Source organism: Vallitalea okinawensis, from assembly GCF_002964605.1.
Taxonomy (GTDB): domain Bacteria; phylum Bacillota; class Clostridia; order Lachnospirales; family PQDH01; genus Vallitalea_A; species Vallitalea_A okinawensis.
Genome location: NZ_KZ672986.1, coordinates 20,043 through 34,336, shown reverse-complemented (window position 1 = coordinate 34,336; position 14,294 = coordinate 20,043). Strand labels below are relative to the sequence as shown.

General features: G+C 35.4%; 11 protein-coding genes and 1 riboswitch. All 11 genes read right to left on the bottom strand.

Annotation, left to right across the window (positions count from 1 at the left end; translation table 11 throughout):
* Nucleotides 1-51: 51 nt before the first annotated feature.
* Nucleotides 52-1,077 (bottom strand): hypothetical protein, encoded by a 1,026-nt coding sequence (locus C1Y58_RS00195; protein ID WP_105613976.1) that lies wholly within the window; start codon nt 1,075-1,077, stop codon nt 52-54.
* A gap of 372 nt (nt 1,078-1,449) precedes the next feature.
* Complete coding sequence (locus C1Y58_RS00190) at nt 1,450-3,264, bottom strand: metallophosphoesterase family protein (protein WP_105613975.1); 1,815 nt, start codon at nt 3,262-3,264, stop codon at nt 1,450-1,452.
* A 138-nt stretch (nt 3,265-3,402) separates the two neighbouring features.
* Nucleotides 3,403-4,968: a Na+/H+ antiporter NhaC family protein gene (locus C1Y58_RS00185; protein WP_105613974.1), complete on the bottom strand. Its 1,566-nt coding sequence runs from the start codon at nt 4,966-4,968 to the stop codon at nt 3,403-3,405.
* A gap of 150 nt (nt 4,969-5,118) precedes the next feature.
* Nucleotides 5,119-5,300, bottom strand: a riboswitch (Lysine riboswitch).
* A gap of 161 nt (nt 5,301-5,461) precedes the next feature.
* Nucleotides 5,462-5,818, bottom strand: coding sequence for an aspartate 1-decarboxylase (gene panD / locus C1Y58_RS00180; RefSeq protein WP_105613973.1), 357 nt, complete (start codon nt 5,816-5,818; stop codon nt 5,462-5,464).
* Nucleotides 5,818-6,666 carry a pantoate--beta-alanine ligase gene (gene panC, locus C1Y58_RS00175; protein WP_105613972.1) on the bottom strand — a complete coding sequence of 283 codons (849 nt, stop codon included), beginning with the start codon at nt 6,664-6,666 and terminating at the stop codon, nt 5,818-5,820. Before panC ends, panD begins: the two co-directional genes overlap by 1 nt.
* Nucleotides 6,667-7,509: a 3-methyl-2-oxobutanoate hydroxymethyltransferase gene (gene panB / locus C1Y58_RS00170; protein WP_105613971.1), complete on the bottom strand. Its 843-nt coding sequence runs from the start codon at nt 7,507-7,509 to the stop codon at nt 6,667-6,669.
* Nucleotides 7,460-8,365 (bottom strand): Rossmann-like and DUF2520 domain-containing protein, encoded by a 906-nt coding sequence (locus tag C1Y58_RS00165; RefSeq protein WP_105613970.1) that lies wholly within the window; start codon nt 8,363-8,365, stop codon nt 7,460-7,462. Before C1Y58_RS00165 ends, panB begins: the two co-directional genes overlap by 50 nt.
* Before the next feature lie 139 nt (nt 8,366-8,504).
* Complete coding sequence (gene coaBC, locus C1Y58_RS00160; protein WP_105613969.1) at nt 8,505-9,710, bottom strand: bifunctional phosphopantothenoylcysteine decarboxylase/phosphopantothenate--cysteine ligase CoaBC; 1,206 nt, start codon at nt 9,708-9,710, stop codon at nt 8,505-8,507.
* 175 nt (nt 9,711-9,885) lie between these two features.
* A complete protein-coding gene (locus C1Y58_RS00155) occupies nt 9,886-11,346 on the bottom strand; it encodes a DUF4489 domain-containing protein (RefSeq protein WP_105613968.1) in 1,461 nt (486 codons plus the stop codon).
* Between the two features lie 40 nt (nt 11,347-11,386).
* Nucleotides 11,387-12,823, bottom strand: a complete 1,437-nt coding sequence (locus tag C1Y58_RS00150) for a DUF4489 domain-containing protein (protein ID WP_105613967.1) — start codon at nt 12,821-12,823, stop codon at nt 11,387-11,389.
* Nucleotides 12,820-14,292, bottom strand: a complete 1,473-nt coding sequence (locus C1Y58_RS00145; protein ID WP_105613966.1) for a DUF4489 domain-containing protein — start codon at nt 14,290-14,292, stop codon at nt 12,820-12,822. Before C1Y58_RS00145 ends, C1Y58_RS00150 begins: the two co-directional genes overlap by 4 nt.
* Between the last annotated feature and the right edge of the window lie 2 nt (nt 14,293-14,294).

The following is a 14,294-nucleotide window of genomic DNA, read 5'->3' as shown; positions in this document are numbered from 1 at the left end:
CTATCATGACATACATTCTCCAGTTTAACCCCAACTCTATAATGAATTACATTAATCAGTGATTTCGTAAATGGCTACTTCACCAATTTGACGATTAGCAGCTAAAATAATGTCTTTATCTTCTAGATTAACCACAGCAATATTACTTGGTCCACCAGTGTTGTCAACTAGAGTTTCCTTTATTTCCCCATTATCACCAACAGTATAAATAATCATCTCCATATCACCTTTTCTACCGGCAATGATAAATGCTGACTGACCAAGAATTTTCCCACCCCATACGACGTGGCCAAATTCATAATTGTGTTCATAAATGACTTTCCAATTACCATCTATTTGCTTATAAATTTTTCCTTTATCACCATGGAACTTTTCAATCGTTGCGATTTCTAACTCTCCATCATCATCAATATCACAAATGGCGCAATCACTGACTTCAAAATTAAAAAACTGTTCTATTTCCCATTGTCCAGTAGGAGTACTAGGTGGATAGGTAACAAAAATACCTTCAACACCTGTAATCATAAAAGCTTTCTTACCTTGCCAAGTTGTTGCACAAAATCCATGGTTTTTAGTAATCCCTTCATATACCACTTGAAGGTCAAAAGGTTTACAGATATCTTTGTGAAACTTACCTACGACGATTTTACCTGGATCTGACCAATCTTCTTTAAAAGCCTTACTATTGCATAGTATACCTCCAATAAAGTGAAGCTCATCGTCTAGAAGAAATACATCGAAGCGGTGAAGATAAGGTATCGTCATAATTGGCGTAACTACCCATTGATCCTTTTCTGTTAATTTTGCATGAACAATTCTACTTTCTTCAGCATTAAAGGTTGGTAAGAATTTTTGAGTGGCAATAAACTCATTTTCTTTACCTGGAACTGGGATGATGTTCATTGTTCCACCTGGACCATCCCATACTATAGTATGTTCTAATGTACTGGCATTATAAGCTCTACATTGGTTTGCACCCTCCGAGGCAATAATGTAATGCATTTCTTCATTTAAATCCATAATGGCAGTGGCATATGCTCTCTCAAGTTGCCCTATTACTTTTTTTGTTATATTCATGTCTTCTTTCCCACCTCATTAAATATGACTTATTATAAGATCACTCTATTATTAGTTATTCTTTTGATTTTGTTAAAATTTTATAGGTTTTTAACTGCTAAGCTGTTTTGTATGTTATAAGTATACAACATATGATTACATAATTGCACATATCCAATGATTATGAACATATTCTCACTATTTTTTAGAATTAAACTGCACATTTGTTCACTTTCAAGTTTCGACTAAATATTTTTTCAATATTTTTTTACAAAAAAGTAATACTTTTCACCAACATAAGTAAAGTAACTGCACGTATATACAGGAAAGTAGGGTCAAAAAAAAGGACAGTTTCATACTGTCCTTAACACTCTCTATATAGCCTATGTATTCTTAAAATACCCATGATCCGATATATGTATTATCTTTATGACCTCTTTCATTGAACTCAGTCAGCAAAACCCTTTTATTATTACTTTCAACTACAAGTATTTCTCCAAAATCAAAATCTCCAGATAGAAGTTCAGTAATAGTGACCTTTTCATTTGTAAAATCATATAGATAAATACCATTATCAATTTTGATAACAACACTGTTCTCATTCAAAATCTTAAATACTACATTATCGGGTAAGTGAATATTCTTGGATGATTTAGTTACAATGCTTCCTTGCTTTCGTCGCACAAACCATAGGTTGTCTCCATCATCCTCTATGGTTAATAAAACATCATTTTTCATCTCCATGGCTTTTACTTCATTACTACTTATTTGAGTGGTATTTCCCTTAGGGACATTAAGTTTAAATAGGTGACGGTTACTATCTATGATATACAGTTCTTCGCTATCTCCCTTGATACTTACTGGTAGAAATTCCATCTTCATAACAGATTTTAGATGACATTTAGCTTTCTTACTTAACTCAATGATATGTATTCTATCCCTTATCCCAATAGCAAAAACTCTAACCGTTAAGGCGTGTATAGCACTTATCTTTCCTGGAGACTTCACATGAACGAAAGAATCAGCTTTCACATCTCTAACATATTTTCTCGGATCTCTACTTTTTGCAAAGCTTAAGTTACCTGATTGGGCTTTAATGATATATTCCTCTGTGGCACAAGCAGCATCCAATGTTTTTCCTACATGATAACTCCCCATCAAACAACCATGCTCCATATTGCTATCCCATAGATATCCCTTCTCAGTCAACAGTAAATAACGGTCATCTATAAAAGACATCATACCATCCTCTATTAATCGATCATCCCCTAATCTACAATGAGCTATGAACGTTGCTTCTTTGCTTGATGGCAGCTTCAGATTCTGTTTCACTCGTGTTTGAATTTCGGGTTGAGAACCTATAAGATTAGTAATGGATTTATTCATCAACCAATCCGGCTCTTCTTTTACCCCTCTCTTAACATGATCCAATGTAGATACCATTATTGCATCATCTAGTATATCAATTACACGGCTATGGCGATTACCGTCACGTGTATGATGACTATGTACTCCGGTTGTAAAGAAGTGTGTACCATTCCTTTTACTATAAGCATCCTGATGATCGTGACCTAGATGGTAATGAGCCGAGAACCACATAGTAATTTCAGGATAATTTTTAACTAACTCCATTAATTTAAATGGATTAAAATTTTGGTTAAGATAAGCATTGGTTGAACGAATATGAACTTCAGGTATATCCCTTAGTCCAGTAGTGGCGATAGGTGCATGAGAAAAAAATAGACATGGTATACCGGGTCGTTCCATTAGTTTTTCCTCGATCCAACTCAACTGTTCTTCTGAAATATAACATTCTTGGACACATAAGCATTCTATATCTTCTGGCATTTTATCATTGCAAACAAAGAATAATCTATAGGAAGGAAACTCTAAAACATCGTAAGTGGAACTAAGATTGAATGTCTCCATAAAAGCCTTAGCAAATGTTCCTTTTTCAATCATATAATTTCCCATTTCAAAATGGAGATCATGGTTACCTATAATGGGTCTAATGGGAGATTTTAAATGAGATAAATGTTGGAAAGCTTCTTTCAATCCCTCTACTAACCCTATGTTTTTGTTTGTTCCAAAGTCGCCTAAAGGTATGACTAAATCAGGTTTCACCGAGTTGATATCTTCAATCATTTGAGCTGTTGTGTTTTGATCATGTTTGTCCATATGAAAGTCACCTAGAACTACAATTCTCATGTCTTCACTCCTCGTATTATTTATTCTTCTCGATTATACTATAGTTCGAGTCATATTCACATAGTCAAAATGAATTAAATGATGATATAAAATAACCCAGCCTATCTATAAGAGATCTAGGCTGGGTAATTCAATCTATTATGCTCGAATCTTATTTGTAGATTTACTTTCATCAGTGGCTTTTACACCAAATAACATTACAATAGCGATCAGTGCGCAAACGCCTAAGAATAAAGATACAAAAGGATTTAAGCCAAAACCAGCTGGTACGAATCCTACAATAATGGCTACACCTGCAACAACTAAAGCATAAGGCGTCTGTGTCTTGACATGTGCTATATGATCACATGCACTAGCCATAGATGACATGATTGTTGTATCCGATACTGGTGAACAATGATCACCAAATACAGCTCCTGTTAAAACAGCTCCGATAACAGGTACTAGGAATTCTGGTCCACCAATTTGAACAGCTAAAGGTATGGCTAATGGCATAACGATAGAATTAGCTCCCCATGATGACCCTGTTGAAAATGCAACGATACATGGGATAATAAACATCATAATTGGTAATAAAAATCCTGGTAAGTTAATTTGTTGAGAAAGATCCACTATAAACTCAGCGGTTCCTAACTCTCCATTAACACCACCTAATGACCATGCTAATACTAGAATAAGTGCTGCAATGGTCATGGATTTTACACCCGAAATCCATGAATCCATGATCTCTTTGATTGAAAGTAGTCTCTGTACTAATGTCATAATAGCAGCTATGATCAATCCTCCAAAAGAAGCCCAAAGTAATACAACACTAGCATCAGCATCACCAAAAGCTTGTTTCACTGTTGCACCGTCCAGACCACCACCATTGATAAAAAGACCTATTAAGGTAATTGCAATGACAGAAATAATAGGAATAATGGCATTGTACCACTTACCGTTTTCAATATCCGAATCCATTGAAGAGACTTCATCAGACACTAATGGTGTGGCACCGTCTGCTAAGAGTTTTCCCATTTTAGAAGCTCTTCTTTCAGCTTTAGCCATTGGACCGAAGTCACGTCTAGATACGATAATGATGACTACAAAGATTAATGCTAGAATACTATAAAAACGATATGGGAGTGTATCTAAGAAAACATCATAAGCACTCAAATTAAGAGACATTTCTTGAATCCCATCATTAATTAATCCTAGCTCGAAGCCAACCCAAGTTGAGATTAATGCTATACTGGATACAGGTGCCGCAGTTGAGTCAACAATATAGGCTAATTTCTCACGTGGAACCCCCATCTTATCAGTAATACTTCTCATGGTATTACCAACAATTAATGAGTTAGCATAATCATCAAAGAAGATCAATAGACCCATTGCCCAAGTTGCTAATAAAGTTGACCGACTATTTTTAGCTTTTGAAACAATAAGATTAGCAATTCCCTTTGTCCCACCATTCTTGCTGAGGACTCCAATAAGTCCACCGATGGATAAACAGAAAATCAATATAGAAATATTCCAAGAGTCCGTAAGTGACCCAACAATATGTGTGTTTAAGGTTTCAGTAAATCCAAGTAATGGATTACCCCCAACTAAAATTGTAGCTCCAATGAAAACAGCTACGAATAATGATAATAATACTTCACCAGTTACAAGTGCAAGCACAATAGCAATTACTGGCGGTAACAATGATAACCATCCAAAATCCATGATTATTTCCTCCCTCTTATATTCGAGTTATATATTTAATTGAGTCTATCTTTTAGGTAATGAACAGACGGGAGGCATTAAAAAAACACCTAACAAGAGTTATTAGGTGTATATGATCTATACTAGACATACCTATCCCTTCTTAGCCCTATATGAGATAGCTCTCCATCAGGTAATGGGCATCTAACCTGATGACAGTCCTACACCTGTTTGATGTAGACCCAGCTCTAGATGTTGGTTTCTAAAGCTTCGGCGATGGCTCCTTTCACTATACCTCACAGGCTTCCGGCCTCAATACAGTTACTGATAGATATCGCACCTCTACCTCATCTTTTGGGATGAGGTATCTTTTGTTTAATTTACCTCTAATAATTTAACATAGCATTTCTCCAATGTCAACAACTTTTATACTGTAAATTTCATCCTTATAATCTAACTTAGTTCACTAAGGCTTCATTAGATATGATTATGTGTATCATAATAGTTTGCAAATCTAAAAATGCTTAACTATCTTATTATGTTCATCTAATAAAGCAACTTTTGGAACTAACTCTTTTGCTTCTTCACGATCCATCAACGCATAAGCAATAATAATAACTACATCTTCTCTTTGAGCTAGTCTTGCAGCAGCCCCGTTTAAGCAGATAGTTCCACTATTTCTCTCTCCTTTAATCACATAGGTTTCAAAACGAGCTCCATTATTATTGTTAACAATCTGCACTTTTTGCCCAGGTAAAATACCTGTAGCTTCAATCAATGCTTCGTCAATAGTGATACTTCCCTCATAGTTAAGGTTAGCATCTGTTACTCGTGCTTTGTGTAATTTACCTGTCATCATTTCAATTAACATTAATTTACCTCCAATCGAAGATTATCTATAAGTCGTGTCTTACCCATTTTTACTGCTAAAGCTATAAGAATTTTACCTTCTAATACATCTATGTCTTCTAGTGTTTTCTCACTTACTATACTAACATAATCAATTGTAGCGGCTGGTTGTGTTTGAATCATCTGCTCCATCAAGTCTCTGATCTCGGTGGCAGAACGCTGCCCTTGTTCAATCCGTGATTTAGCTTCCTGTAAAGCTTTATACAGAATAGTAGCTTGTTTTCTTTCTTCCTTGCTTAAATAAGCATTTCTAGAGCTCATTGCCAAACCATCTTTTTCTCGAACAATCGGACAAACTACTACTTTTAAAGGCATGTTAAGATCTTCAACCATTCGCTTAATAACAATAGCTTGTTGAGCATCTTTTTGCCCAAAATAAGCTCGATTAGGTTGAACGATATTAAATAATTTTGTGACAATGGTTGTTACCCCTTCAAAATGTGTTGGTCTAGAAGCACCACATAAATGATTTGTAAGTCCATTAACATTGACAAAAGTGGCATGATGAGTTTTATACATCATCTCATTATCTGGTATAAATATTATATCTGCTCCAGCTTCTTCGGCTAATTTCTTATCATTTTCTAAGTCCCTTGGATATTGATCTAAATCCTCATTAGGTCCAAATTGAGTTGGGTTAATATAAATACTCAATACTGTTATATCATTTTCCTTAGCTGATGATTCAATTAGGGATAAATGACCTTTATGCAAATAGCCCATGGTTGGTACAAATCCAATAGCCTTACCATCATAACGATATTGATCTAAAAGATTTCTTAATTTCTTAATCTCTTGACAAACTTGCATTTATTCCCCTCCTCCATATATTTTCCCAATAACCTCATCACTGAGGTGGAAGCTATGTTCTTCTGCTGGAAACTTTTTATCCTTTACTTCATTGACATATGCTTTTGTTGCAGTTTGCATCTCAGTTCTCATATCGGCATACTGTTTGACGAATTTAGGGATCATACGAGAGTATAACCCTAAGACATCATGACTGACTAACACTTGACCATTACAACTCACACCAGCACCAATACCGATGGTTGGAATACTAATTTCATCTGATATCATCTTAGCCAGTTCCATAGGTACACATTCAAGAACAATTGCAAAAGCTCCAGCTTTCTCAAGTTCTTTTGCATCTTCTAAGAGTCTTTTAGCCTCTCCCTCTGTTTTTCCTTGAATATAATACCCACCTAATTGATTGATGGACTGTGGGGTAAGCCCTATATGTCCCATAACAGGTATTCCTGCATTAACGATAGCCTTCACTTGGTCTAATACTTCTTTACCACCTTCAAGCTTAACAGCATTAGCTTTTCCTTCCTGTATGAGTCGCCCAGCATTTCTAACAGCCTCATACACCCCTAGGTGATAAGAAAGAAATGGTAAATCAGCTACTATTAATGCTCTTTTACTTCCTCTACTTACTGCTTTGACATGATGGAGCATATCTGCCATGGTTACCCTTGTGGTATCCTCATATCCTAAAACAACCATGCCCAATGAATCGCCAACTAATAGGATATCAACCCCAGCTTCATCAAAAATTTCAGCTGTTGGATAATCATATGCCGTTAGCATGGTTATGATTTCATTTTTCGTTTTCATTCTTCTGATAGTTTCTGTTGTTACCTTTTTCATTTTGTAATACCTCCTTAAGACCATCTAGAGTGTATTCATCTAATTGATTTTGTTTACGCACAATGCTTAAGGTGCTTTCACCTAATAAACGATAAATTTCTTCTATATGTTTATTCTCTTTAGAAATAGCTTGTAAATGTGTTCTTATTGTTCCAACATCACCTCGAGCAATAGGTCCTGTTAGAGCTGCTTCAGACCCTTTTTCTAAAAAGTTATGCAGTGTACCAGTTGCTAAAGGTTCTATAAGTTCTATAGCTGAATGTTGTTCAAATCCAGCTTTAACTAAGCATTCTATCCCTATATCCATTAATGTAACAAGATAATTGGATACTATACAGGCTGCAGCATGATATAGGGATTTTTGTTCAGTTTTTAATTCACGCACTTTTAGATGAACAACTTGCAATATCTTTTTTAATTCGTTCATCTGAGTACCTTTTCCTTCTAATGTAAGTGGTGTTTGACCTAATACTTTTAATGCATAATCCTCATCAGCAAAAGATAACATGGGGTGTAGAGATGCAACGGTAACTCCTTGTTGAAATAAGGGTTCTAATAATGCCGAAGAGTGAACCCCACTGGTATGGCATACTATTTTACTCTTCCAGTCAAGGTTGAGCTTTCCTAAATGTACAGCCATATCACCAATCCTATCATCAGGCATAGTCATCATAATTAACTGTGATGTAGTAATTAAGTCACGTAATTCTTTAAAGGCTTGACTTTTAGTGAGTTCTGCACCTTTACTTGCTGATTCATAGGATCGACTATAATAACCAGTAATTTGTACTCCATGCTTAGCAAAATACCTTCCTAATGTTTTCCCTACTTGTCCTGCTCCAATAAATCCAATCATATTGAACCTCCTGCTAGCTTGCAATCAAAAAACCCTCCTTGAACAGACAGTGTCCAAGAAGGGTATACTTCACCTAAGGTATCTTGTCCGTCTCTGTCCATGGGATCAAAGCAGATATAAACGATAATATTTTATTATTCTATCCATCTTTTCTGATATCAATAATATTTTCAAGTATGATATGGGCTAAATCTTTTTTAGGCATTAGAGGATAACTTTTTTCGTTTCCATCTTTATGCACCAAGGTTACTTTATTCGTATCTGACTTAAAACCTGCCCCAGCTTTTGTTATATCATTTATAACAATTAAATCCGTTTGTTTAGCTTTTAACTTCTTAATACCATTTTCCATGACATCATTGGTTTCAGCTGCGAATCCCACAATAATTTGGTGGTCTTCTTTATGCATACCGATCCATTTTAGTATGTCTGGGTTACGATTTAATTGAAGTTCTAAGTCTTCATCGGACTTTTTAATCTTATTATCACGATAATATCTTGGTCGATAATCTGCTACTGCGGCTGATTTAATGATAATATCTTGCTCTGATAAGTTTTCTTTAACAATGCTAAACATCTCTTCAGCTGTTTGGATCTGTACAAAATCCTTTAAGCCAGTAGGTTCTCTTAGGGTAACAGGGCCTGATATTAATGTAACCTCTGCTCCTTTTAAGACGGCTGCTTCTGCAATGGCATAACCCATCTTTCCTGAAGAATGATTCGTTAGATAGCGTACAGGATCTAAAGGTTCCCTAGTTGGTCCCGCTGTTATAAGAACTTTAAGACCTTTCATGGGCTGATCCTTTATTAATTCTCGATTTATTGCTTGGATTATTGTATCAACATCGGCTAATTTTCCTTTACCCATATCACCACAGGCTAATCTTCCTGATTCCGGTTCAATGAATTGATAGCCAAATTCTTTAAGACTTTTAATATTCTTTTGAACAATAGGATTGTCGTACATATTGGTATTCATAGCAGGTGCTACAAGAACAGGCGCTTTTGTAGCCATGACTGTTGTAGATAGCATATCATCTGCTATACCATTGGCCATTTTACCAATTATATTAGCTGTGGCTGGCGCTACTAAAAAGATATCCGCTGCCTTAGCCAAAGCAATATGCTCGATATCCCACTTCTCCACCTTTTCAAACATATCTACCACAACTGGTTGCTGACTCAATGATTGAAAAGTTAAGGGTGCAACAAATTCTGTAGCTGCTTCAGTCATGATGACATGGACAGTAGCATTTAGCTTTTTTAAACGGCTTACCACATCACAAACTTTATAAACGGCAATACCACCACTTACACCTATTACAATGGTTTTTCCTTTTAACATCTCGGAATCTCCTTTCGGTGTATTATCTTCAATATAACATGACAGTTATCAAAAATCAATATGAAATAGTTGACTACCTCTTTTAAGAATCCAAAAGCTATAAGTCTTCATTTACTGACTTATAGCTTTATATGCTAATTAATTCAAAATTACTATATTTCTAATAAATCTTAGTTTAGTAACCTTCTTGTACTAATACAGCTATCCTTCCGTTGCTAACAGTGACCTCTGCCGCTTCTATTTCGATTGGTGTTACCTTTACAAAATAAGTACAACATCCTCTATTACATATTGTTTGCTCACAGAATGTAAAATCAAATGATTCTGTAACCTGAATGCTATCCTGATCTATACGAGCAAGTGCCCAAACGCCTTGCGATTCCTCAATACCATCCTCACAAACTCTAAGTAATTCATATCTAAGTAAGGCATTTAACTCCTGACCATCAAAATTTGTTCTTTCAAAACTTACAATACTTGAAAACTCGATATTGATTTTGGGTTGACATAAATTATTAGTATCTATGGTAACCTGAGCTAATTGAAAAGCTGAGTCATCAGAAGAAGTAAAGGTTCTACTCCCTGTGCCACTTCCACATTCCAATAATGTTCTTTTAGGTTCACTCTTTGGTTGTACTAATTTTTTACTTTCCAATTTAGATGATTGAGCTAGTGCAGTCATCCTAGAATTACTGATCATTGCAAATTCTTGCTCCTCTGTAGGTACTTCAATAGGTGTTAACATCACGAAATACTCACAGCATCCAATAAAACTCAAACATTCACAATAAGTAAATCCAAATCCCTGAGCTGTTTGAATTTCTCCACTTATTGCTCCTACATTATATATCCAGTTCCCCAGTGAAATTGCTGATCTTTTACCACATCTTCTAAACAGCTGGAATTGAAAATTAACTGATTCGGCGGGAACTTCCTCATGGATATAGCTTATAATGCTGGAAAACTCAATCAAAACAGTAGGTTCACAAAGAGATGCGGTATCTAACTCAACACTTGCAATTCGAACCGGGGGCTCATCTTCTGTTCCAAAGATAACACTTCCATTACCTTGTCCACAAGATAATATGGTTTCTTTTGGTTTAACATATTCAGAGACATAATCCTCCTGGAAGTCATGTGAAATGCAACCCTCAGCAGATTGACCCATAGCAGCCATTCTGCCATCACTGACTGTTACTCTAACATCAGTTATTTCAAGAGGCGTTACCTTTACAAAATAATCACAACAGTCAGGACAGTTATTGCATTCACAGAAAATAAAATTAAACGATTCTTGGGCAACATCTAAAAAATCAGAATCGGATATATTAATTTTTTCAAAATTCCACGTTCCCAGTGAAAATGGGGATTCCCCTTTACAAGTTTTAAATAATTCATACTTTAATCGAACTGTTCCGTTAGAATTCAATCTTTCTACTCGGACTAAACTGGAAAACTTAAATAGAACTCTAGGTTTATCTAAACAACTAGTATTAAGAGAAACTCTTGCCATTTGGAAGGGCGTATCATTAATTGAAGTAAAGGTTTTACTTCCACTTCCTAGACCACATTCTAAAAGTATGTCTCCTTTCTCTCGTTGGTAAGGTATATATTCTACGTATTGACTATTTGACATATCTAAACCTCCAATTGGTTATTCTATATTTGGATCACACTTAATCACAACATGAAGAACTTACTATAGCAGCAATTCTACCATTGTCAACTGTTGCCACAGTTTGTACATCAGTACCTACTGTCACTTCTAGCGCAGTAACCGTTACAAAATAATCACAACATCCTTTACATATGATCTCATCACAATAAACAAAATCAAATGACTCAGTAGTACTATTCCTCTGGCTGCCAACACCATTAGTCAATTCGAATTCCCATACACCTAATGTAAGAGGTTGTCTATTATCACACACTCTAAATAATTCATACCGTAATTGTATAGCAGAATTAGCGTCATCCAGCAAATTCTCCACGTTTGCACTTACAATACTTGAAAACTGAATATCTACTATCGGTTTAAATAAAAAAGTGCTATCAATTGTAACATGGGCTAATTGAAAAGCTTGTTCACTAGCTGATGTAAATGTCCTGCTTCCACTACTGTCTCCACATATGAGCATTATTTCATTCTGTTTTTTATGCAATAATCTTCTATTCAAATAGTCTTTGAAAAACATCTTGGTTCCTTGTGCTGTTGCTACCATCTCAGCACTGTAAACCGTCACATCATCATTAACCCCGGTGCCTGACTCTTCAATTACTCGTGGAATAACTCTTACAAAATATTCACAACTACAGGATATGGCTTGACATTCACAAAAGATAAAATTAAAAGTTTTGTTGGTTAACTCTCGGGAGTTCTCGACTTCAAAGGTCCATAGACCACGAGATACTGGCTCACTATCACCACACACTCTCAATAATTCAAATTGAAGTATTGTATCTACAATATCCTCAGATAGCTTAATAATACTTGAAAACTCGATTAAGATACTTGGTTGATCTAACCAAGTAGTATCTATTGACACATGGGCTATATCAACTGGAAGGAACAAGCTATTTTCTTTAAATACAGCGCCACCATTGCCTTCTCCACAGACCAGTATAGTATCTCTTGGTTCTATCTTTCTTCTCTTTTCATCTTTTAATGATATTAATGCAGCCATCTGTCCATTACTCACCATTGCTGAGGTGTTAATTAATTGAAGAGGTGTGACACTCACAAAATAATCACAACAATCGGTCACCTTTTGCTGATCACAGTAATTAAAGTTAAATGATTCTTCCAATCGTCGAAGTCTGGTGTTAAAAGAATCCTCTTTCTCAAATATCCACGTTCCTAAACATGTAGGTTCTACACCCTCACAGCTTCTAAATAATTCATACTTTAACCTAGCTGTTCTGCCTCCCTCAGCTTCTTTCTCTAATACAACTTCACTTGAAAACTTGATTAATACTTCTGTTTTATCCAAGCAGCTTGTTTCAAGTGTAACATGAGCTAATTGAAAGGATGTCTCATTAGATGATGTAAATGTTCTACTTCCAGACCCTTCACCACATACAAGTCGTATATCACAATCTCTATCTACACTCATTTAAATTGAACCTCCTTTCCTTCTGCTAAGGCAGCTATTCTACCATTCCCCACTGTAGCAACACTTAATATGTCGGTACCTTCTATTATTTCAATAGCTGTAACGGTTACAAAATAATCACAACAACCTGGATCTACTGAACGGTCACAGTAAACAAAATCAAATGTTTCTGTACCGGCTATGTTTTCAGCACCGTTTTCAGTCCGCTCAAATTCCCAGACTCCTAATGAAGTGGTTCTTTTATTCTCACATTTTCTAAACAGTTCATAGCGTAATTGTATCGATGCCTCCAAGTCCTCTCCTGCTCCTACCAGTTGATAACTGACTAGACTTGAAAATTGAATATTGACTATAGGCTTACATAAGCAAGATGTATCTACAGAAACATTAGCTAATTGAAAAGTCTGATCACTTTGTGATGTAAATGTTCTACTTCCAGTGCTTGTACCGCATGCTAGTAATAAGTTTTTAGATTGTGTACACTTTAATAGAGGATCTTTGGTTGGATATACATTAGATGATTGAATAACAGCAATCATTCTAGCACTATAAACTGTTACATCATCATCAACCCCTCCTCCTTCACTTATATCAAGTGGTGTTACCCTTACAAAATAATCACAGCAATCTGATATATCTTCAATATCACAATATATAAAACTAAAAGCTCTATTAACCAAAATATCCGAGTCTGTTGCTTCAAATATCCAAGATCCTCGTAATACAGGTTCTCCCTCATCACATCCCCTCAATAAATCAAATCTTAGAATTACATCTTCTATATCTTCTGCTAGTTTAATTATGCTGGAAAATTCAATTAAGATTTTAGGTTTCATTAAACCTGTTACATCAACAGAAACATGTGCTATATCGCTTGCTAACCGTAATCCATCTTCTTTAAAAACAATGCCCCCATTCCCTTTTCCACAAGCAATAGTACTATTGATATCAAATTTCTTATTATCGTAATCCACACTATGAAGACATACTTGACTCAATGCCGCTATTCTACCATTACTAACAGTAGCCGTATAATTTGTTATTTCCAAAGGTGTAACTCTTACAAAATAATTACATTCATACACACATTTTGAAGAATCACAGAAAACGAAATTGAAGGATTCCTCTACGGTATTAAATCTATTATTAGCAATATCAGATTTCTCAAAGATCCATGAACCTAAGGTTATTGCCTCCTCTCCATCACATGATCTTAATAACTCGTACTGTAACTTTACAGCACCCGAAAGAGCATCCAATCGATTTAATCTAACTGAGCTAGAGAACTTTATCAAATTTTCTTTTTTATTTATTCTTATGGTCTCTAGAGTAACGAAAGCTATTTGAAAAGGAGTATCATCAGTTGAGAAAAAAGTTTTACTCCCTGAGCCTTGACCACATTCTAAAAACACTTTTTGCTCTTTACAGTTAATTGGTTTATACTCTTGATAATGTTGATTGTATGGCATTT